Raw genomic sequence first — 22,787 nt, forward strand, 5'->3', positions numbered from 1 at the left:
ATCAACAATCCTTATTGAATTCAGACTCATTTTTCTCTTCAGCCAACGAAAAAAGAGATTCGGCATCCCGATCATGATACCGTTCACCGACCGGAACCGGGACATTACCGTAACCTAATATACGCCATTTGCAGGTAAGCGTCTTTTCCTTCACCCCGTAGTCAGCCCCGATGACGCCTGATAATTTCTCTGGCATGGATACGAATGAAAACAATGTGTCGGGGCGGGCTTCTTATATGGAGGATGAACGCCGGGAATTGATGGAGGAGTTTTATTCGTCGAGGCTGACCCGGGCGCCGTTCTGCCGGGAGTGGAACATCAACCCGAAAACGCTGGCCCGGTGGCAGAAGGTGGTACGAGAGGAGGCCGCGGTTTCATTCTGCGAGGTAGACATTCAGTCAGAATCTCCTCCGGTGGATGATCTGAGGATCTGCCTGCCGAACGGGATTGAGGTGCAGCTTCGAATTTCCTGTCTCAGCGAACTGGGCACAGTTCTACAGGAGGAATGTTGAACCGGGCTCTGCCCTATTTCTTTCAGAAATTATCTGCGCTTCGCTTCGGGGATTAAGCCATTCGATCCGGGTGTTTCTTGCGGTGGAGCCGGTAGATCTGAGAAAAAGCTTCAACGGATTGCATGGCATCGTCCTGGATCGACCCAACGCAGATCCCTGTTCAGGAGCATTATACCAAACGTTAAAACTATCCGGTATAAATTTGATCCCTCGCAAAGGCGCTGAGGACGCAGAGAAATTCAGATATAAACGGCTCCGCGCTCTCTGCGTCGCTGCGCGGAATAACGCAGTCATTAAGACCGGAATGTTTTAGTAAATGGTATTATTCGTGTTTACGAACAAACGGCGGAACCGGATCAAGACGCTGTACTGGGACGGCACCGGGATGTGGGTGGCAATCAAACGGCTGGAGCAGGCCGTTTCACCTGGCCGAAGGGCATTGCCGAAAATGAAAAGCCTGAACTCGCCCCCGAGGCGCTGGCCTTGCTGCTCGACGCTTTGTCGACCATGCAGCAGCCCGAAGTTTCGAACTGGACACCAGCCCGCTGAGCCGCCGCCCGGAAGCAAACCGCATAGCCGTTGACAATAGGGTGATAGAAAAGACGCATACTCTCCAACACACGAAAAAGGCCATTCCGAAGAATGGCCTTTCTGCGACAGGCAAAGTCCCCGTGATTCCTGCTCTTAGAAGCGATGCAGGATTTTACCACTGACCATTACGTTGTGGTAATCCTCACCGAATGCACCGTCCAGATCCAGGCTGAACTCGGTGGTATCATTTTCCCACTCGGAGAAGCGGATTCCGGTACCCAGACGAATCAGATCCTCTTCGCGGGCCTGCAACGCCACAGCAATCGGATCACCGGTTCCTCCAACCATGACGTAGCTGTCATCATCCATATCCGCATTGAATTCATGCAGCCAATGTGCCCGGAATTCCGGCTGGAACTCCAGCTCAGTGTCGAAGCTTTCAATCACACCGATCATCGACAGCGTAGCACCGATGGTTGTCAGGTGAGACCACTCATCGTAAGAGTCATAGTCTTTATCCGGGAACGGCGTCGTCAGGCTGGATTCCTCCGTATAGGAACCCCGGCTGTAGAACGAACCGAGATAGGAGGCTTCCGGTGTCAGCAGCCATTTGTCCTTCATGAAAGAAATTCCGTAACCGATACCTACTCCAATACCCAGTGTATGTGCATCATAATCCGCTTCATACCCAATGGTATCGACACCTTCCGTCGAAACATCGTTATAGGCATACGTCACACTGGCATCAATATAAAGCGACTCACTGTTATGCGCCCAGTAGGCCGAGGCATGCAATGTATCCGCATCACCATCATTACCTTCACGGCCATCCACCATGGTACGGGCATAACCGGCACCAAGACCGACCAGCATTTTTTCAAAACGCTTATCCATACCCACCATACCGCCGGCAATCGTTGCATCGTACCCGGCATGACCCGTCGTACTGTCCCGACTGATTGCCGAACCATAGGCTCCGCCCCAGGTCTGCCAGGTTTCAGGCATTTCAATCGGCTCATCCACCCCCGGCGTGCGCTCTCTGAGCCCGATCTGGAAGTCCCGATATCCACTGCCCTTTCCGCCGGTTCCTGAATGATAGACCTTATCTACAGCGGAAGAAATATCCTCTTGATCGAGCGTGGGCGCGTTATCCGATACTTTGCGGACGTCTTTCTGGATATCCCACGACGGCAGTACATCTTTTGTCCACTGCACCGTATTGTCGTACCACTCCTGCGGACCACGCGGTCCGGACGGTGCATACGTGGTTTTACTGCCAAAGTTTTTATAACGCAGATTGGTCCGGGTACGGCTTCTGATCTGATCCGCAAATACGCCCTGCAGTCCCATCAATGCATTAGCCATTTCCGGTGTACGGGCAAATCCCTGCTCCATATCAATCGCCGCTTCCTCTTTGCTGCTCCACTCAGCTCCCACATAAGCCGACAGATTGGAGTCAGCAGAAACAATCGGAGCAAGCTGCGTCATTGCATCCTGCATATCCGTATAGTCTTCGAAGATTTTATCCAGTGCAAGCTGACCATAGGTTGCTTCCAGCACATAACGCGAACCATCGTTGTAGTTCGTAACCCCATTGATACCGAGCAGCCACTCCGGATTATTCTCCAGCGTGAAATCGGTATATTCCAGCGAATGCGTAATATTGGATTCCGTGGCCGATGCCAGCAGAATACCGTCTGACAGATGATCGGCCGTCATATTGGTGTCCGTATTCACCACCGTCCACGACACTCCATCCTCAATCGTAGCAGATCCCGTATTGATCATACCGCCTGTAACGCCGGCACCATCCGTTTCAATGGAAGTCATCAGTTCAGTGCCGGACTTCACCGTCAGATTGGAGGACACATTCATAGTACCCAGACCTACATCCAACAACCCGGAAATCTCTGCACTCTGCTCAACATTCACTTCAGCATTCTGATCCAGCAGCACAAGAGACGATCCGCTCTGAAGATTAAAGTTCTGATTAACAAAACGAATGGAACCATCACTTACCGAGGTATTTACAAAATGCTCGTCGCTCCATTCCTCTATCGTGGAGTCTCCTCCTTGAACAACCACATTTCCACTGCTCGCAACTCCATTTGAAATAGCGAGGTAGTTCGTTGCCGTTCCGCCCAGATACAAATCACCGAATTCAAATGCAGAGCCTAGCCTGATGTAATTTTCACCGGATCCCTGAAGGAATAAATCCTCAGCTATACCATCAAGAATAACCCCGTCACTACCCGCAACACCCTCAACAATAATGTCTCCAAATGTTCCATCCTCAATCGTGAATACATTCTGCATTGGAACAGCTGCTGCAAATTCAGACGGAACAAACGATGTGAAAGTCGCCTGAGAATAACTGCCGCTTTTAATCAGCGTCTCGCTGGGAAGACCTGTTGCATTCACCAAAAGACCACGGCCGGTTACAGTAATGCCGGACAGTTCACTCGATGAAGCCGCCAACAAAAGGCCATAACCCTCTTCACCCTCTTCACCGTTGGCACTCCCTGCCGCTCCACCTTCGAAAGTACCTCCGGTAATTTCCAGAGAACCTCCCGCTCCGGTATTGGCAAACCAGACCTCTGCACCATTTCCACCATTAGCCTGAGCAGAATCACCGGTGGCGATTCCACCATCTCCACCGGAGAAAACACCATTACTGATGCTTACAGTTCCTCCACCGGCAATCAACATGCCCATTCCGCCATCCGCAATAGCTTCAATACCTGCAGAGGTTCCTCCTGATCCCCCCGCATATACTCCGCCATCCACGGTAATCGAATTAGGGTTAAAGGATCCTAGATTCCAGTTCAGATTCAACCCATTCCCGCCGGTCGTATCCGATAACTCCGCGGTAAGTTCGTTGGCCACTCCACCGTTACCGCCAACCGCTGTAACATCGGAATCGAGAGTGCCGATTGCGGCTGTGGAGATATTGAGATCGATGGCATTTCCGCCTAACGCAACAAGACTTTCTGCGCCCGCACCGGATGCCGTACCGCCATCCCCCCCAGTCAGCAGTCCGGCTTCAATATTAACAGTCCCGGATTCCGCATATAGCGCACTGCCGCCACTTGCCTCCAACGAGTTGGCAGACAGCCCTATTGCAACACCGCCGTCGCCTCCGGCAATATAACCATCAGTAACCTGCAGCATATGAGAGCCCGTGGTTCCTGAAAATTCGACCCCATAGCCTCCATTGGCCACTCCTGCCCGGATACCACTTTGAGTTATACTGACCGTAGCACCGTTACCACCTTGAATTTTTTCGGATTCGACCTGCTGATTGTTAATATCCACCGAAGCAACACTTGTAATCGACAAACCGGAACCGGCAACAACCGTAAGATTCGCCGCAGAATCCTGATCCACCCCGTCCCCACCGGAAAACGAAGCATTCTGAACCTGAAGATCAGCTATATTCGATACCGTTGCCGCATTTTCTCCAGCAGAGCCGAGATAATTTGTGCCCGAAAGCAGCGCGGGATCCGGAGCTCCACTGTTTACATAGTTCGTTACCGCACCGTACGAAATCGAGCTAACGGCTGTGAGAGCAAATATTGTTTTAACGATATGGTTCATTATCCCCCTAAAAAATTTGGATTAGGTCACAACAAAAAAAGCTCTCATAAAGGAAAACCAATGTCATGGAAAAAAGTATTTTTTTGCCCCTTGATTAATCGTCATCACAATCACCGCCTTCATAACCGGGCTATTAACCCTCCTCACACCACACAATAACGGCCACTACCATCTCGCACATCAATAGTTATGCAGATAGGAATCAAAAACCGCCATAGCAAGCACAGTGGTATGCGAACGCGGGGATGAAACTACAGTAGAGGCCCCGTCAAAACGAATCCGGGTTCTGGAAAGCGGCCAGGAACCGTCATCCAGCTGCAGATCAATAATCCGCTCTATCCATTTTCGCACAGCACGCCGATCAATCTCCTCATACCGGCCGTACCGCAGCACAAGTGCTACACGCTCCACATAAAGATCAATGGAATCAACCCCGTTCGTCGAACACTGCTCGATGTATACACGCCGCCAAAGCTCCCGCCTGCGCAACCACATTTCATCACTCAGCGGCAAACCCGCCTGCTCCGCCCAGATCAAACTAAGCAGTTGATGCGTCAGAATATAACCGCTTTCCTCGGATGATATAAAATCCTGAATCCAGGACAGGGCCCGCTCTTCCGGACCACCGAAAGCAGCCTGCAGATAGTGAATAAATTTTCCGATACCGCGATCCGGATATTCCGGCAGGTTCACCCGCGGCAAATCGGGAAACACCCCCGGAACATAATAAGGATTAAAGACCTTTTTTTTCGCTTCATCTGCAAATGACATCAGCTCCGCATCATCCTCCGCAAACTGCCGCAACACCCAGAGCACATCAGCCTGAACCGCCACCTCACGAAGCATTGAAGCACGAGCTTTGCTATACGCCTCCCGAACCGTTTTTTTATGCTCATCGGACACAACAGCATCCCGGTGCTCAACCATCCGCACCTCTTCCGACGACAGCTCACCCGTTTTGCAACCGGATACACACAGCCCGGAAAAAAGAACCAGACACACGCTCACCGCATTTATACGCACTCCACCCAGAATGATCATGCTATCCTTATAACCCCGTTTTCGAACCGCTTCAAGCCCTCAACACATAGACCGGAAACCTCAGACCACACCCCACCGGCGACAACATGATAACAAAACGGCCTCTTCAGCAAAATCTGTGGGTTGCTTCCGGCTCCGGGAGGTCGCCCATCGTGTGAAACAGGGCGATTTCAAGCACTTCGTAGCTTCGAAAGCCGTATGCTTTTCTCGTTACCAGATTTACTTTGCGGTTCAGGCCCTCGACGACGCCTGATGAATAGGCCTTCTTGGCTTTGAACCAGTTCAGGATCAGCGGCTGATGCCGCCGGATCGTTCCGACAAATTTTTTCATAGGATCGAGTCGCGAGCGCATGGCTCGGGTGCTCCATTTCTTGAGATACCATTCTGCCCAGTATGGGCTCGTGTAGTTCCAGAAGAGCTGGAAGCTTTCCTTGAGCAGATAGGCCCGGACGCTCTTCAGGTCGTAGGTGAGCACATCATTGAGTTTGAGTGCCTGTTTCTCGGTGAGGTTTTCCGGGTTTTTGAGCAGGCAGTATTTCGTATGTTTAAGCACCTCGTCATCGCAGCCCTCCTGCCGTAAGCGTTTGACCTCGTCGATACGAACCTGGTTCACGGCTTTGTTCAGATGCTGAATGATGTGGAAGCGGTCGAGCACATGCAATGCCTGCGGGGCCTTTTTAGCGATGACCTTGAGGTAGGCCCTCCACATGTCGGAGCAGACGAACTCCAGCCGGGCGCAGCGATCCCGGCCGAAGGCCCGGAAGATCCGCAGCAGGGTTTTGGCCGTACGGTCTTTACCGACGAACAGCAGGCGGCGCATCCCCGCATCGATCCGGTAGACCACGGTAAGGTATTGGTGTCCCTTGCCGTATTGGATTTCGTCCACGCCGATGGCCATCACGCCGTCAAGGTTGCGGTGCGCCAGCCCATAGTTGACAATGGCTTTGACCGAGCGGTAGACCGTGTCCCAGCTTGTGTGGAACGATTCGGCGGTTTCCTTCCACGAGAGTCTGCGTGCCCAGCGGGCAAGAAACAGCTGAAACGCTTTGGTTGTATGCGACTTTCCATCCGCCCACGGAACCTTTTCGACCTTCACACCGCATTCGGGGCAGTTGACTCGGCGCATTCGGTATTCAAGTTGGACGGGAATATTCCAAAGCGGAACGAATTCGAATTGCCGCACCGATTGGCGGTCGTAGCATTTCCTTGGCTTGCCGCACCCCGAGCAAAGCACCTTGCCGTTGAGTCGGGGCCTGATTTCCGCCACCAACGCCGGACCGGCATTACGCAGTTCCAGACGGCAGGCGGAGTAAACAAATGATTTGAGCGGATGAACTCTGTTGAGTAGGGTCTGGATTCGCACCGGGCATACCTCTTCTGTGTTGTGCAGTTCTGGTAGACCACACATTACAGATAAGTTGCCCGGTGCGTTAATCATTATTTTTTACCCACAGATTCAGCAGAAGACCCACAAAACGCAGATCTCCGGTCAGCACCGCCTTAAAACAAATGACACACAACCGGAAAAAACCTTCTGCCCCCAACGTTTCCCTTCCGGGTAAACGTTCTCTACACCCCGAAGAACGGACTCTCACGGCACTGCAACCCCTCTGCCTGAAAAGAAGAGCAATAAAAGTCCATTGCAGTACCGAGCCTACTAAACGGAAAACGTCGGCGACCCACCTTTCGCTCAACAACTCCGGCTGAAGCTCAGGACCACCCGCAAACCCGGCCGCGTTGACCTGAAACGAACTCCAGGCAATCACGGACACGACGGCCGCAATCCCAGTGCCTATCCCGATGTAGATATACAAAAAAAAAGAGCCCGCATAAGCGGACTCTTTTTCAAACCTCTGTTAATCGATAGATTAACGACGTACTTTGCGGCGGGCCAGGAACATACCCAGACCCGCAATACCCATCAGACCGATTGTAGCCGGTTCCGGAACAACATAGGTACCGTTCTGATTAATGTTCAACACACCAGTGAAAGTATTATCAGAGAATGTTGTATTCAAGACCGATGGATCATAAACGAAATCATCTCCGTCACCCATAGGGATATCAAGGAAAAACTCTCCATCAGCACCATCACTCTCGAAAATACGGGTGAAAAATTCTCCGCCGGTATAATCACCAACGTAAATCCCACCTAAACCTGTCCAGGAACTGTTTTCCCCAGTGATTCCAGAATCGAGAAGCACTTCTCCAGGAAGAAGCGCTCCTCCAATCACTTCATAGCCACCGCTGATCGTTTGAGCCCCATCAGGACTCCAAATCAACTGAATTGTAGAACCTACCAGATAATTAGGCGCACCTTCAGGTGCGGTCACTCCACCAGCCAGACTCCTCCAATCAATGGAAAGATCCGCAGTTGCCACACCAACTGCCAGTGCCGCAACCGCAATCGTCACAACTTTTTTCATGTTATTTCTCCTTTGTTTATATACCGCTCTCAAGCCGAGAACGGTAGAGCAATTAATCAAAAAGGTTTAGCCTCAACCCAAACATTCGTCGTACCAGCATTATTTTCATACCAGAAACCTTCACCAACTGCAAAGACAAGGTCGGCACTCCAAGCATCTCCAGAAAGAAAAATGGTTTGATATTCAGCAATATTCCCAATATAACCGGTTTCCGGATCATATTTGTATATTTTATCACCCAAAGCCGGAGTCAAATCCAAATCATTGATCGAAACCTCCACGGGCCAGGGATAGCGTTGCAGACTCAACCCTGGAGGAAGCGAATTTGTTATGGAATCAGCCGAAGGTACTTCGCCAGAAAAGATATTGGTGGAAGCAACCGTTGTCTCAACCCAGAAGGAACCTTCGGACAGGTCGAGCTCAGCACTCCACGCATCCCCGGACAAAAATATGGTCTGGTATTCAGCAATATTTCCAATATACCCACTCACCGGGTCATATTTGTAAATTTTAGAACCCAGGGGCAAAGAATCTCCAAAGAGTCCCGTCGGCGTAGCATCCGATCCTTCAAACTGCTGGGAAGCAATGACCAGACCCGGTACAGTTTCTACTTTAGTATACCCCACAATATTAGCACTGGTGACGGTCTGCGCAGTAACCACTGCTGCACAGGCTGCCATTGCGGCTGTTGCAATAATTTTTTTCATTTTATTACTCCTTCATTTTAAGTGAACCCATTCCACTTATGTTTAAACTTTTTACCGCAGGTCCCGGGAAGCGGCAATAGATTTTTCGGGTTATTTGTCCAACATCCACAGATTGCACGGATTTACTGGATTTTATTCCCTTCAACGGTCAAACCTCCAACGGCTGATTCCGTTTCCTGAAGTATGCAACGGGGAACCGCCCGCCGCAACCGGCGTGTATAACGTCATAAAAACAGCATTTTTTCAAGTTTGGATTTGGTTAAGTCCAGTGATAAACCGCGAACAGCTATAAACCCATGCGCCCGCCTTCGTGTATTTGGTGCACTGCCCCTAATACCAAACGTTAAAACTACCCGGTATAAATTTGATCTCTCGCAGAGTACGCAGAGTAATTCAGTCATAAATGGCTCTGCGTCGCTGCGCGGAATAACGCTATCGTTAAGATCGGAATGTTTTAGTAAATGGTATAAGAGCATTTCCTTACACTCATTTAGCCCCGATAATTCGTCTCCTTTTCAGATTCCGATTGCGGGGCGCGCCCGGTCAGGGACCGGGCCTACAGATCCGGCAGTTCCCTGCAGGCCGGGTGCCCCACCCGGCGCATACCGCACGGTGCCCGGTCAGAGACCGGGCCTACACCTTATTCAAAATAAATTCTGCTGAGCCACCTTCACTCCGTAAGATTCGCCCAACCGAGACCGCCATAGATCCCACGAAAAAATCCCATACGCCCTTTTGTGTATTTCGTTGTTTCAGGCCTTTCGGAAATCGATCCCGCACCCCGCGTCGCCACCCCCTGCACGGAATCACCGGACCTGTAATCTTGATTTCAGCCCAGCATTCCCTTATTAACGCGGTGACATAATATCCCGAAAGGTAAACTCATGAAAAACCCGTTGTTTTTTCTGACCGTACTGACAACTGCACTCTGTATCTCCGGCACAGCACAACCCGCTGTTACAAACTCCCCGACATCCATACAGGAAATGCTTATCAGCGGAACCCCTCAATATAAAATGCATTTTCTGGCTATGATCTCTCAAGGTAAAGTCAAAGTTAATGAGAGCTATATTCCCGGACTTGAAACCTGTGCAACACATCCATCAATCCCGCTCCGCAGCCTTTCAGCCAAACTCCTGGGCCAGTATTTTATCCGGGAAAAGGATGCGCCGAATGAAGAAGCTCTGGCCATTCTACTGAAACTCGCCCATGACCCGGAAGCAGACGTCCGTTTCAATGCAATCTTTTACGGCCTGACACAGGTGAAATACAAAACCCCGGAACTGGCCGAGCAGCTGATTGATATTGCGGCGAAAGAACGTAATCCGGCCCTGCAGGACCGCATCATCGTCTCGCTGGCCAATTATCAGCCCCAGGTGGAGGAGATTCTGAATAAAAAGCTGAACGGTGAACATGCGATTGCCTATTATGAAATTTACGAGGATTTCACCGGCAAGGAACCGCCGCATGAGGAAAAATTTCTTAATATGCCCTCCTCGCGGCCGCGCCTGTTGGTAATCAAAGCGAACGAATCCAACCCGGAAGTTTCAAAACCGGCTCTGATCCAGTTGCTGAAACAGGGCGGCCTGAAAAATCCGACGGTTGAAACCTCAGGAACGGGCGAAAGCTATGTCCTGATGCTGACCACCTATATCACCCGTGACTATAAAAATGTCCGGGAGGTGCTGTCAGCAAATGATGATTTTTCGATCACTCAGGATCTCTGGCTGACTCCGGAACTGGAAATTCAGATTGAAGCCATGCGAAAAGCGCAGTAGGGCCCGCAAGGCACTCTGCGGTTAAAGCCCCGGATTTCGGAGGAGATGCTAAACGCCGTTGTTTTTTTTGCGGCGGGCTTCATACGCGGAGATTTCTCAGAGCAAACTTTGTTTAATTGACCGCACAGCAGCTCCTCCGCCGGCAATGCGTATCGCAGGCGGCCTGCCTGCCGGAACCCAAGCATGAATGCCAGGTGAACCTGGCGAAATGCATCAATGCTGAACAACGCCCGGTCTATTCATCGAATAACGGCCCATGAGTCAATACGCAGGCTCGATATCACTTAACCCAACTCAATTACACCCCGCAAATGCACCCCAGAGCGGCATTCATTGACGTCGATCTGCGGTTCCTTACGTATAGCCATTGATTTATATCCGCGGTTTTTCTTACATTCGTCGCCACACACATGAACTATTACATCCATAACATTAATCCGATCGTGCTGGATCTGCCGGGAGAGCTGGCGGTGCGGTGGTACGGTATTTCGTATCTGCTGGGTTTCATTGCCTGCATACTGCTGCTGCGGCACTGGTCGAAACAGGGCGATTTTGAAGTTCCGGAAAAGGAGGTCAGCAATTTTGTGGTGCTGCTGGCCTTTTTCGGGGTGTTTATCGGCGGCCGCGTCGGCTATGTGCTGTTTTATAATTTCAGGGAATTTCTGCAGCATCCGCTTTATCTCGTGCAGGTCTGGAAAGGCGGCATGGCAAGCCACGGCGGCTTCATCGGCGTCATTCTGTTTATTTACTGGTACGCACGCAAAAACCGGCACTCCTTCTGGAACCTGACGGATAACATGGCGGTCACGACTTCGCTGGGCTTTGCCTTCGGCCGGCTCGCCAACTTTATCAACGGGGAGCTGTGGGGCCGGATCACCGATGTAAAATGGGCGGTGATTTTCCCGCAGGAGCTCGGCCTGCAGTACGGACAGTATGATCTGCCCATGATTTCCAGCCTGATGAACGCGGGCGAACTGCATCCGCGGCATCCATCGCAGCTCTATCAGGCCTTTGCAGAGGGATTTTTTGTTTTCGGCATCATGCTGCTGCTCCGCAAAACCCGCTGGGGGAAAAAGCCGGGGGCGCTGAGCGCCTCCTACCTTGTACTGTATGCCCTTGCGCGTATTGCCATGGAATTTTTCCGCGAACCGGACAACGGCGAATTCTTCATCGCCTGGATCACCAAAGGACAGTTTTACTCAGCGCTTATGCTCATCGGCGCAGCCGTCATTGCCGGAAAAATGGATTTATTCTCGCGCAGAGACACTGTGAACACGAAGTAACCGTCCAACCGCTTTATACCATCTTACTAAAACATTCCGGGCTTAACGACAGCGTTATTCCGTGCAGAGAGCGCGGAGCCGTTTATGACTGAATTTCTCTGCGTCCTCGGTGCCTCTGCGCGGGATCAAATTTATACCGGATCGTTTTAACGTTTGGTATTATAAGTAGATTTTTAGCATTTTTTCTGCGCTCCCTGCGCCTCCGCGCGCGACTGAGCAGCTCACAGCTAAATAGATCATCATCCCCAGCGGGAGGATCAGACCGAGGTTGGCGATATTGGAGACGACGAGCGCATCGAGGACTTCCTGCGCGAAGCATTGCCCGCATGGACTACGCCGCCGCTGAAATACAGCAATACGGCTCAAAACCGGCCAAACACGACTATTTCCATTTTGAGTCGGAACCGACCAGCTCGTATTAGCAACCGCTGAAGGACAACACTTATGACCGGTGCGCCGTTGCCCGGCGATACATAAACACCAGACCGGCGGAAAGGCCCATCAAGGTAATCGTTGCCGGTTCCGGAATCACGTGCAGTTTTCCGGTGGTATAGAGCTCCGACATATCCCACTCCAGTCCGGCGGCAGCAATGGGCGTAACAGAGTTGAATGCCCCGGAAACACTGCCCTGAATTTCGAAAATCTGTACAAAATCGCCGTATTCCGGAACCTCAAATTCGTCAAACAGAACATTCAGCTCCCCATCGAATACCACGTCTCCGGTAATCGTCAACGTGTTCGTGGCACAGATATCAAGTGTTCCCTGATCGGTAAGCTGCAGATCACCCTCTATGACCCCGTCGGCCGATCCGGTCGAAAAACAACCGTTGACCAGCAGGTTTCCGATAACATGGCCCGCCTCAACCGCACACCCGGCATCCACCACATCAAGTCCGCGCAGGGTCCCTCCCACCGAAACCGTACTGCCGGAATGCAGAACGAGATTATCGTCAGCAGCATTGAGGTCGGATTCAACCGTCAACGTTCCGCCCGATTCAACAGACACCCAGCTGCCGTTGGTTACCGAAAGAGATCCGGCACGGACTTCGCCGCCGGACGAAACCTGCAGATAGGCCGGAATTTCCCGGGGTTCTTCAAACTGCCCCGGTCCCCCGGAGCATCCGGCGACCAGATGGTGAGCCGGCCTGCAATATCCAGCAGCGAACCGGCTCCTGTAACCGTTACCAAATTGAGCAGTGAAGAATAAACAATGCCCTCCGTTACATCGCCGTACAGATTAAAATCCGTCGCAGTAAGAACACCGCCGTTATTCAGGACCAGCCCGCAGCCTCGTGATGAACTGCCGACATACACCCTATTCACAGCAACTGCCCCGCCGTCGACCACCGCAACCGAATCATAGCAGTTATCCCCAACAATCAGCCCGCCGGCCTCCAAAGTACCCTGAACCAGCAACTGATTGTTGTTGGAATACGGCGAAATGACCACATTGCCCTCAGAATGGCTGATGGTACCAACCGGAACTTCCAGAGCCTGGACTGCACAGGCGGCGAAAACCGCCGACCCAATAAGTAAAGAACTACGCACCCTCTTCCTCCAATCCAGACAACATTAACACCATTTACGGATTTTACCGCAACAATTCTTAACCGGATTCTTCAAGTCATAAATCAATAGCCAAGCAGCTTACGAAAATGATTCATTCCTTCAAGATCGTGCGCATCCAGCTTGTGATGCACGGAATTATCAAGATAATCGAGCCAGAATGCATGCGAACCGCCCAACTGATCGGCATAGCGCTCGGCGATCGCTTCCATATCCAGAAAACCGGCGGCATATGATTTATGGGCAATTTCCGAAACCGCCTCATAATGCTCAAAATCCTTACGCACCGCCCAGACCGCAAAAACAAAAGGCAGTCCGGTCCATTTCATCCAGGCTTCGGCCAGATCAATATCCCCCGCCGGGGCCGGCTCTGCACAGAGGGCGCGATCGCCGATGACCACCGCGGCATCCGGCTTTTCCAGATCCTGTAAATCATACATCTCGATCTTCTGTTTGAAGTAACGGGTCATCAGCAGCTCGGCCAAAGCGTTCGACGTTGCTGAAGCCGGGTCTTTCACAATGGTTTTAATCCGGCCCATCTTCTTATTGCACTTCAGCAGCACACTCTGCACCGGACCATCCGCCGCAACGCCCAGCCCTTCAATCATCTTCAGCTCGGGATGCGCAAAAAAATGGGCCACCGGAATCAGGGCCACATCACATTTTCCGTCTTTCAAATCACGGACCAGACACGCCGGATGATCATTAATCACCGTCACCCGCGAATCCACTTCTGTCAGTTTATCCACCAACGGCGCGGAATTACTGTACGGCGCACCTGCAAAAACAAACGAATCTTTCATCTCTACTTCTTACCTGAAAATATACAAACCGTTCCCATCGTCAGGGCTTTATACTGCACATTCGAAAACTCCGCAGCACTGAACATGTCGGTCACGGTATCGGGGCGCGGAAAATCTTCAATCGAATCCATCAGATATTTATACGCCGAACCGCCGCCAAGGATTTTACCGATCATGGGAACCAGCGGCGTATACAGTTTATAACCCGCCCGTACCCAGGCCTTATCCGGATAGGTCGCCTCCAGGACCACCAGCATACCGCCGGGCTTCAGTACACGCCGCATTTCCTCCAGCGCTTTCTGCCGGCGCTCGATATTGCGGAAACAGAAACCCGACACAATCCCGTCATACGTATCATTTTCCATCGGGAGATCCAGCGCATCGGCTGTAAAAAAAGAGACCGAATCTCCGACCTTCCTTTTTTCCGCTTTATCCTTGGCAATGGCCAGCATCTGCTCCGACGGATCAATCCCGTCAACCCGCACCCCGGCCGACTGATCGATAATTTCAAAAACCAGATCGCCTGTGCCGGTACCGATGTCCAGATAACGCCCGCTGCGGAAAGGTTTCAGCAACTGAACCGTTTTTTTCCGCCAGCCCTTATCCATGCCCATGGAAATCGCCCGGTTCGCCACATCATAATTTTTTGCGATGCGGTCAAACATGGCACGGTTTTCCTCCGCAGAAATCAGGGTATCTCGATCTGTAGAATGCCTAGTCATTTAAAAATGTTAACAACGAATGAATGGAAAGCAACGAATAGTTAGGTCGTATTGGATTCGCAGCTTTCCATTCATTCGCTGCCCATCCCTATCGGATGTCCTCCCAGGTCTTCGGTGCGGCCTGGCCGAACAGCGAGAGCACGTGGTCGCAATAGTATCCCAGCATTTCGGTCATTGAAACCGACTCCGGATCACGATCCTTTGCCATATAATACGGCGGCGACATCGGCATAATCGTTCCGCCCGCTTCCGCCACACGCGCCGCATTCTGCGTATTGATCAGTGTCCACGGCGCCTCCCGGATACACAGCACCACTTTGCGCCCCTCCTTCAACTGACAATGCGCCGCCCGCGTCACCAGCGAATCGGCAATGCCGGAAGCCACTTTCCCCAGGGTGTTGGCGGAACACGGCATAATCACCATCCCGACTGTCGGAACTGATCCCGAAGCAATCGTGGCGCTGAGATCGCCGTCTTTCCAGACTTCAGACGCCAGAGCTTCAAGCCCCTCAAACGACCCGGCCTCCTGCTCATATACATAACGGCCCATACGACTCGCAACCAGCGTCACCGGCCACTGCGATTTTTCAATCAGCAGTTTCGTGGCCAGCGCTCCCGAAGCACCTGTCATGGCAACAATCAGTTTCATAAACAACCTTCTACTATTTGCAACGAATGAATGGAAAGCAGCGAATTCATCGAACAACTCTCCGGAGAAAAACCTCAGGTCCTGATCTATCGATCAGAACACCCTGCCCGACTCCTGAATGTCTCATGTATGACTTTAAACGACTGAGATCCGTAGCGCTGGATAAAGCCGACACCTGCACCAATACGGTTTTGTTGATGAGGAGGACATCCAACTCCCGGGGCTCAAACTCCCGACCGGCACCGGGTTCATTATAAGCCTCCATACCGGCACCGATGATCGAATAGGATAATTCCGGATATATCAGCCCTTTATTCACAAAGCCCCATTCGTTGCTTTCCACCCGTTCATTATTAAATCCCCAGCAGTACCACCAGTGCTCCGGCAATACCCGCAATCGCGGAAATCGGGAAGAATCTAACGGGAACCGGAATGGCCGGCAAGTAGGCCGCACCGAAGGCAAGAAACGCCGCCAGCAGCGCAACGAACGCCGCCGCACCGCCGCCCAGCGTCAGCCAGAGCATCACCAGCAGCGCAAAAGCAATCAGATGAGTACACGCCGCCACCAGCTGGCCGCCGCGGGCACCGAGTGTCGCCGGCACCGACCGCACCCCATGTGCGCGGTCGAATTCGATATCCAGCAGCGCATAGATAATATCGAATCCGCTGATCCAGAAAAAGGCAAACAGCGCCAGCAGCATCAGCGGCGGCGGAAAATCCACCGAATTGGTGACGGCAATATACGACGCCAGCGGGGCCACGCCCAGACAAACCCCGATACCGTAATGACACAGTGGCGTAAACCGCTTCAGCAGCGAATAGACCGCCAGCGGAATGAGCGGAAAGAGCGACAGTTTCAGCACCAGCGGACCCAGCAGAAAACAGGCCGCAAAATAGAGCACCAGACCGGTCAGTGCCACGCCCCGGCCCTGCGCCATGGAAAGCGCACCGCTCGCCAGTTCGCGGTTTTTCGTCCTCGGATTCTGCGCATCGATGTTTTTATCGAAAATACGGTTCACCGCCATGCCGAACGTCCGCGCCCCTACACCGGCCAGCGTAATGAGCAGCAGCACGTTGACCGACGGCATGCCCTGCGCTCCGATCCATGCCCCCGCAAACAGCAGCGGCAGACTGAAAACCGTGTGCTCCACTTTGGTAAACGAGTGAATCCTGCTCCAGAGACCGGACGATTTCTCTTTATCCGGCTCCGCCTCTTCTGCAAGTCCGTCCAGACACTGAAAAACCGCTGCAGCCACCGTTTCCGAAACCGGGCCGATATGTTTCTGAATATCCTCTTTTCCGTTCACATCGCCGAAGTCGGTCACCCCTTTAAGCAGAATACAGGGAATGGAATGGTCTTCGCAGACGCGGGCCACCGCATAGCCTTCCATATCGACCAGTTCGCCGTATTTTGAAAGTGCCTTTTTCCGTGCCGGCTCAAACACCGGTTCCTGCACACTCACCAGTCGTTTCAGGCCGATCCCGACGCCGACATTTACCGCCGCCTTCAGCTCCTCCATACTGACCATGGAAACCCGATACACCGCGCCGCGTTCCAGCCGGTTGTTCAGCGCCCCGCAGACCCCGGCATTGATGATCGTTGTACAGCCCCGCTCCACCAGCTTTTCAGCAGCAATACGGGCGGCCTCAAGCCCCATTTCGCCGGAAATCTCCACCACACATCCGTCCGGTACGCCCCGGTCCAGAAACGGCTTCGCCTCCATCGGCGTCGCAAAATGAATTCCAATCATTGAATGACTCCCGCGTCCTTCGCCATCTTCTGCAGGGTATCAATCGCCGCCCGGCCTTCGTCGCCGAGATCGAGCGTGAAATGATTTACATAGGTTTTAATATGCTCCGTCGCCACCTCATCGGCGAGCTCCTGCGCATGACTTCTCACATACTCCATCGTGGATTCCGGCTCGTCAAATGCATGCTGAATGGAAGCTTTGAGCCACTTTTCAATTGCTGCTATTTTCTCCGCACCGAGCCGTTTATGCGCGGCAATACAACCCAGCGGAATCGGTTGTCCGGTTGCGCTTTCCCACCAGTCGCCCAGATCCTCCAGACACTGGAAACCCTGCTCCTTGTAGACAAAACGCCCCTCGTGAATAATCACACCGGCGTCGGCCGTCCCCGATTCCACCGCATCCATGATCTGATCGAAGGGCATAAAGATCCGGTTTTTCAGCTTCGGATTCCACAGCCGCAACAGCAGGTGCGCCGTGGTGTATTCGCCCGGAACTGCAACGACCGATTTTTCAGTCAGAATTTTCCCGTTTTCTGTAATCACCAGCGGTCCGCAGCCGCGGCCCAGCGCCGAACCGCACTGCAGCAGTTGATAGTTTTCCTGCACCAGCAGCCAGGCATGATACGACAGCTTGGTCACATCCAGCTTTTCTTCAAATGCCCATTCGTTCAGCGTCTCTACGTCGTGCAAATGCGTATAAATGTCTGCTTGTTTTGCTAATTTGTAAAAGATGAATGTGTCATTCGGACACGTAGAATAGCCAATATTTACGGGGTCGTTTTGCATATACTTACAATTTTACAGGTGTTTAAATCGCTTAATTTACGTACATTAATTTAAATTTATGATTGATCCGATCGCCTTTCCGGTTATTATCCGCGCCATCCATTTCGGAAACCGAAGAACAGAACAACCGGAAAATCATTCGATTCGAAAGTATAGAAACAAGGATTTAGGAAAAAATGTCAACACAACCTACACCAAACACGGGGCTTGATGCCCAACTCGTCGGTCAGTTGAATGCGCTGGCCGCTTCGCTCACCCCGGCCCAGCTCGCCTGGGTTGGCGGATATTTCACCGGCCTCAGCGCCCAGGGTGCCGGTGCCGCCCTTCCGGTCGGTGCCGCCGCAGGCGGGGGCGATCCGGATGCGGTTCTGACCATTCTCTACGGTTCCCAGACCGGCCACGCCCGCTCTGTGGCGGAGGAACTGCGCGATGCCGCGCAGGAAGCGGGCCTTGCCGTTGACTGTGTTTCCATGGGTAAATTTAAAGAGAAAAACCTCAAAAAGCTCAAATATGTCGCCGTCGTCACCTCCACTCAGGGCGAAGGCGATCCGCCGGATGATGCCCTCAATCTGGTCGAATACATGAATTCCAACAAGGCGCCGAAACTCGAAAACTTCAAGTTCGCGGTGCTCGGCCTAGGCGACAGCTCCTACGAATTCTACTGCAAAACCGGTAGGGATTTTGATGCCCGCCTCGAAGAGCTGGGCGGCGAACGTATTCTGGACCGCACCGATCTGGACGTCGATTTTGACGACGGCGCCGAAGCCTGGATTCCTAAAGCGATTGAAGCGTTCAAAGCAATCATTCCGGCGGGCGGCGCAACGGCAGCAGCTCCGGCCCCCGGCAATTTCGGAGCGACCGCACCGGCCGTTCATTACAGTCGTAAAAAACCGTTACAGACCCGTCTGCTCACCTGCCAGAAAATCACCGGGCGCCATTCCGAAAAGGATATCCGCCACATCGAAATTGATATCGAAGGTTCGGGCCTCACCTATCAGCCGGGCGATGCGCTGGGCATTTACTTTAAAAATGATGAAGAACTCGTTGATGATCTGCTGAAACTGCTGGAGATCGATCCGACCGAAACCGTGCACGTGAACGACGAGCCGAAACCGGTGAAAGACGCGCTGCTGGAAAACTACGAACTCACCCAGTTGCATCCGGCTTTTGTAACAGGATATGCGGAACTCACCGAAGCCGCGGAACTGATGAAAATCGCCGCCGAAACCGACACGCTGCGCGAATATGTCGAGACGCGCCAGATCATTGACGTAGTCCGCGAATATCCCGATGCCCTGGCGGCGGAAACTTTTACCGGCCTGCTGCGCAAACTGACGCCGCGCCTTTATTCCATTGCCTCAAGCCAGAGCGAAGTGGAAGACGAAGTCCACCTGACGGTCGGCGTCGTGGAATATGAAGCACACGGCTATCCGCATCTCGGCGGCGCGTCGGGCTACCTCGGCCACCGCCTGAACGAAGGCGAGGATGTGCTGATTTATGTGGAGTCCAATGACAACTTCCGCCTGCCCGAAGATCCGGACAAACCGATCATTATGATCGGCCCCGGCACCGGCGTTGCCCCGTTCCGAGCTTTTGTACAGGAACGCGCCGCACAGGAGGCTCCCGGCGATAACTGGCTCTTTTTCGGAAATCCCCACTTTACCGAGGATTTTCTCTATCAGACGGAATGGCAGGAGTACCTCGCCGACGGTACACTGACGAAGATCGACCTCGCCTTTTCTCGCGATCAGGATCATAAAATTTATGTCCAGCACCGCATTACCGAACAGGCCCGGGAAATCTGGAACTGGATTCAGCGCGGGGCCCATATTTATGTCTGCGGCGATGAATCCCGTATGGCACACGATGTCCACCAGGCCCTGCTCGACGTAGTCGCCGAAAAAGGCGGATACAGCCCGGAAGAAGCCGAGGAATATCTCGTCCAGCTCCGCAAAGACGGACGCTATCAGAAAGACGTATACTAATTTTGGAGAACCCCATGAGCCACGACGAAAAACAATTGAGCGAAAACGAACACATTAAAGCCCGTAGCCGCCATCTGCGCGGAACCATTGAAGAAGGGCTGAAGGATGCCACCACCGGCGGCCTATCCCCGGACGATACACAGCTGACCAAATTCCATGGATTTTATCAGCAGGATGACCGCGATCTCCGCGACGAACGCCGCCATCAGAAACTGGAGCCGCTCCATAGTTTCATGCTCCGCGCCCGGCTGCCGGGCGGAGTCATCACCGCCGAACAATGGAAAGCCATTGATGAAATTTCGCGGAACCTCACCGGCGGCGGCATTCGCCTCACCACGCGTCAGACCTTCCAGTATCATGGTATTCTGAAACGCAACATCAAAGAACTGATCCAGAACATCAATAAGGTCATGATCGATTCCATCGCCGCCTGCGGCGATGTGAACCGCAACGTGCTCTGCAACACCAATCCGGTGGAATCGGAACTGCACGAAACGATTTATAAAGACGCGATCGCCGTCAGTAAACACCTGCTGCCGAAAACGGCCGCCTATCATGAGATCTGGCTCGATCAGGAAAAAATCGTGGACTTCAAAGAAGAGTCCGAACCGATTCTCGGCGACACCTATCTGCCGCGTAAATTCAAAATCGCCATCGCCGTCCCGCCCCATAACGATGTGGATGTCAACGGCAACGACCTGAGCTTTGTCGCCATTGTCAAAGACGGAAAACTGCTGGGCTATGACGTACTCGCCGGCGGCGGCATGGGCGCTTCCCATGGTGAACCCGAAACCTATCCGCAGATTGCGAAAAACTTCGGGTTTATTGAACAGCAGGATCTCTGCACCTTTGCAGAGGCCTTCGTTACCACCCAGCGTGATTTCGGGGACCGCCTGAACCGTAAACATGCACGTTTGAAATACACGATCGATGATATGGGTGTGGAAACCTTCAAAAAACACGTCGAAGAGCGCACCGGTAAAAAATTCAAAAAAGCCAAACCCTTTGAATTCACCATGCACTCCGACCGGTTCGGCTGGGTGAAGAATGCCGACGGCACCTGGAACCTGACGATGTTCATCGAGCACGGCCGCATCAAAGATTACGACGACGGCCCGAAAATGCTGCAGGGACTGCTGAAAATCGCGGATCTCCATAAAGGAAATTTCCGCATCACTGCCACACAGAACCTGATCGTGGCTCAGGTGGCCGAAAGTAAAAAGGCCGACATTGAAAAACTGGCGGTTGAACACGGCCTCTACCGTCAAGGCATCAGCCTGCTGCGCCGGAACAGTATGGCCTGTGTGGCACTGCCGACCTGCGGACTGGCCATGGCGGAAGCCGAACGCTATCTGCCGGACCTGATCACCAAACTGGAGGGGATCGTTGACAAACACGGTTTATCCGATCAGCCGATCGTGGTCCGTATGACCGGATGTCCGAACGGCTGTGCCCGCCCCTATCTGGCGGAAATCGCCTTTATCGGCAAGGCACCGGGAAAATACAACCTCTACCTCGGCGGTGACGGTAAAGGCACGCGGCTGGTGAAACTCTACAAGGAGAACATCGGCGAAGAGGAAATTCTCCAGACCCTGGAACCCCTGATTGAAAAATATGCCAACGAGCGGAAAAAAGGCGAAGGTTTCGGCGATTTCTGTGTCCGGACCGCCGTCGTTCCGCCGGTCTACGACGGCCGCGATTTCCATAAAAATCCGGAAGGATTCATTTCCAGCGGCATTTAAATGAATGATGGAGGTCTGATTCCCCGCTGACGTTTCGTACATCACCGGTTCACTCAGCTTCTGCCGATTAATACTACCTAATAAGACTAAATCAATGACTGAATACCAACATCTATTCTCCGGCATAGAGCCCAAGGATTCCCTCGAAGTGCTGTCGCGGGCCATTGACCATTTCGGGGATGAAATCTGCATGGCGACCAGCTTTCAGCTCGGCGGACTTGTGCTGCTGGACATGCTGCATCAGGTCAATAAACCGGTGCGCGTTTTTTCCATCGATACCGGCCGCCTTCCCGAGGAAACCTACGAATGCGCCGATGCGGTCCGCTACAAATACGGCATCAACGTTGAATGGGTTTTCCCTAAGTACGAAGCCGTCGAAAAGCTGGAAACCGAAAAAGGCCTGTTCTCGTTTAAGGAGAGTACTGAAAACCGGCGGGAATGCTGCAGCATTCGTAAAGTTGAACCGCTCGGCCGTGCGCTTGAAGGCTACAGCGCCTGGATTACCGGCCGCCGGAAGGAGCAGAGCGAAACGCGCGGCGGACTTGAATTTATTGAAAGCGACCCGGTGCACGAGGGCCTGATGAAAATCAATCCGCTGATCCATTGGTCAAAAGGCGATCTCTGGTATTATGCCGAAGAGCACAAGGTTCCCCATAACCGCCTCTACGACGAAGGCTACCTTTCCATCGGCTGCGCCCCCTGCACCCGCCCCTGCCGCGAAGGCGAGGACGAGCGCGCCGGACGCTGGTGGTGGGAAAGCCCCGAACACAAGGAATGCGGACTGCACCTTAACTTCAAAAACGGCGGCGGTATTTGACGCTGCGATAAGGCCGGCACTCCGCGTCTTATTCAGATCTTATCAGACCTGCGCTTTTCCCCGCTCCTGACACTCGTGGTTTTTTGCACGGA

20 protein-coding genes and 1 pseudogene are annotated in these 22,787 nt (G+C 52.7%); 8 read left to right on the forward strand and 13 right to left on the reverse strand.

The window, feature by feature from the left end:
- Position 1: 1 nt before the first annotated feature.
- Positions 2–196 carry a hypothetical protein gene (locus tag EGM51_09550; protein QBG47625.1) on the reverse strand — a complete coding sequence of 65 codons (195 nt, stop codon included), beginning with the start codon at positions 194–196 and terminating at the stop codon, positions 2–4.
- On the opposite strand from EGM51_09550, the gene EGM51_09555 reads away from it, so the two are divergent.
- The 3 genes and pseudogenes from EGM51_09555 (at position 195) to EGM51_09565 (ending at position 1,061) form a co-directional block, all read left to right on the forward strand.
- Positions 195–512: a hypothetical protein gene (locus EGM51_09555; protein QBG47626.1), complete on the forward strand. Its 318-nt coding sequence runs from the start codon at positions 195–197 to the stop codon at positions 510–512. The genes EGM51_09550 and EGM51_09555 overlap by 2 nt on opposite strands.
- The gene (locus tag EGM51_09560) at positions 448–825 is read left to right on the forward strand and encodes a hypothetical protein (GenBank protein ID QBG47627.1); all 378 of its coding nucleotides are present in this window, start codon (positions 448–450) and stop codon (positions 823–825) included. The genes EGM51_09555 and EGM51_09560 overlap by 65 nt, the downstream gene beginning before the upstream one ends.
- Positions 826–828: 3 nt before the next feature.
- Positions 829–1,061 (forward strand): annotated as a pseudogene (locus EGM51_09565) (IS66 family insertion sequence hypothetical protein).
- 135 nt (positions 1,062–1,196) lie between these two features.
- Here the strand turns inward: EGM51_09565 and EGM51_09570 are convergent.
- The 5 genes from EGM51_09570 to EGM51_09590 form a co-directional block, all read right to left on the reverse strand.
- Positions 1,197–4,640: an autotransporter outer membrane beta-barrel domain-containing protein gene (locus EGM51_09570; GenBank protein QBG47628.1), complete on the reverse strand. Its 3,444-nt coding sequence runs from the start codon at positions 4,638–4,640 to the stop codon at positions 1,197–1,199.
- A gap of 180 nt (positions 4,641–4,820) precedes the next feature.
- Entirely contained in the window at positions 4,821–5,681 is an 861-nt protein-coding gene (locus EGM51_09575; protein ID QBG47629.1) for a hypothetical protein, read from the reverse strand.
- Between the two features lie 106 nt (positions 5,682–5,787).
- Positions 5,788–7,044, reverse strand: coding sequence for an ISL3 family transposase (locus EGM51_09580; protein ID QBG49288.1), 1,257 nt, complete (start codon positions 7,042–7,044; stop codon positions 5,788–5,790).
- Between the two features lie 505 nt (positions 7,045–7,549).
- Positions 7,550–8,107, reverse strand: a complete 558-nt coding sequence (locus EGM51_09585; GenBank protein QBG47630.1) for a PEP-CTERM sorting domain-containing protein — start codon at positions 8,105–8,107, stop codon at positions 7,550–7,552.
- Between the two features lie 56 nt (positions 8,108–8,163).
- Positions 8,164–8,814, reverse strand: a complete 651-nt coding sequence (locus EGM51_09590; protein ID QBG47631.1) for a hypothetical protein — start codon at positions 8,812–8,814, stop codon at positions 8,164–8,166.
- An 884-nt stretch (positions 8,815–9,698) separates the two neighbouring features.
- On the opposite strand from EGM51_09590, the gene EGM51_09595 reads away from it, so the two are divergent.
- Together EGM51_09595 and lgt are read left to right on the forward strand one after the other, a co-directional pair.
- Entirely contained in the window at positions 9,699–10,592 is an 894-nt protein-coding gene (locus EGM51_09595; GenBank protein QBG47632.1) for a HEAT repeat domain-containing protein, read from the forward strand.
- Between the two features lie 410 nt (positions 10,593–11,002).
- Positions 11,003–11,875, forward strand: a complete 873-nt coding sequence (gene lgt / locus EGM51_09600; protein QBG47633.1) for a prolipoprotein diacylglyceryl transferase — start codon at positions 11,003–11,005, stop codon at positions 11,873–11,875.
- A 442-nt stretch (positions 11,876–12,317) separates the two neighbouring features.
- Here the strand turns inward: lgt and EGM51_09605 are convergent, their stop codons facing one another.
- The 7 genes from EGM51_09605 to EGM51_09635 form a co-directional block, all read right to left on the reverse strand.
- Positions 12,318–12,881 (reverse strand): PEP-CTERM sorting domain-containing protein, encoded by a 564-nt coding sequence (locus EGM51_09605; protein QBG47634.1) that lies wholly within the window; start codon positions 12,879–12,881, stop codon positions 12,318–12,320.
- 14 nt (positions 12,882–12,895) lie between these two features.
- A complete protein-coding gene (locus EGM51_09610) occupies positions 12,896–13,423 on the reverse strand; it encodes a hypothetical protein (GenBank protein QBG47635.1) in 528 nt (175 codons plus the stop codon).
- A gap of 83 nt (positions 13,424–13,506) precedes the next feature.
- Positions 13,507–14,244 (reverse strand): hypothetical protein, encoded by a 738-nt coding sequence (locus tag EGM51_09615; protein QBG47636.1) that lies wholly within the window; start codon positions 14,242–14,244, stop codon positions 13,507–13,509.
- 2 nt (positions 14,245–14,246) lie between these two features.
- Complete coding sequence (ubiE, locus tag EGM51_09620) at positions 14,247–14,966, reverse strand: bifunctional demethylmenaquinone methyltransferase/2-methoxy-6-polyprenyl-1,4-benzoquinol methylase UbiE (protein ID QBG47637.1); 720 nt, start codon at positions 14,964–14,966, stop codon at positions 14,247–14,249.
- Between the two features lie 88 nt (positions 14,967–15,054).
- Entirely contained in the window at positions 15,055–15,615 is a 561-nt protein-coding gene (locus EGM51_09625) for a UbiX family flavin prenyltransferase (protein ID QBG47638.1), read from the reverse strand.
- Between the two features lie 353 nt (positions 15,616–15,968).
- On the reverse strand, positions 15,969–17,366 hold the full coding sequence (locus EGM51_09630) for a hypothetical protein (protein QBG47639.1): 1,398 nt from the start codon (positions 17,364–17,366) through the stop codon (positions 15,969–15,971).
- Positions 17,363–18,151, reverse strand: a complete 789-nt coding sequence (locus tag EGM51_09635) for a 1,4-dihydroxy-6-naphthoate synthase (GenBank protein ID QBG47640.1) — start codon at positions 18,149–18,151, stop codon at positions 17,363–17,365. Before EGM51_09635 ends, EGM51_09630 begins: the two co-directional genes overlap by 4 nt.
- A gap of 176 nt (positions 18,152–18,327) precedes the next feature.
- Here EGM51_09635 and EGM51_09640 point away from each other — a divergent pair, with 176 nt between their 5' ends.
- From EGM51_09640 to EGM51_09650, 3 genes are all read left to right on the forward strand, one after another.
- Positions 18,328–20,136, forward strand: coding sequence for an assimilatory sulfite reductase (NADPH) flavoprotein subunit (locus EGM51_09640; GenBank protein ID QBG47641.1), 1,809 nt, complete (start codon positions 18,328–18,330; stop codon positions 20,134–20,136).
- 14 nt (positions 20,137–20,150) lie between these two features.
- Positions 20,151–21,878: an assimilatory sulfite reductase (NADPH) hemoprotein subunit gene (gene cysI, locus EGM51_09645; GenBank protein QBG47642.1), complete on the forward strand. Its 1,728-nt coding sequence runs from the start codon at positions 20,151–20,153 to the stop codon at positions 21,876–21,878.
- Between the two features lie 94 nt (positions 21,879–21,972).
- Positions 21,973–22,695, forward strand: a complete 723-nt coding sequence (locus EGM51_09650; GenBank protein QBG47643.1) for a phosphoadenylyl-sulfate reductase — start codon at positions 21,973–21,975, stop codon at positions 22,693–22,695.
- Positions 22,696–22,787: the final 92 nt, after the last annotated feature.

The sequence above is a fragment of the Verrucomicrobia bacterium S94 genome (assembly GCA_004299845.1).
Classification (GTDB): Bacteria; Verrucomicrobiota; Kiritimatiellia; order Kiritimatiellales; family Pontiellaceae; genus Pontiella.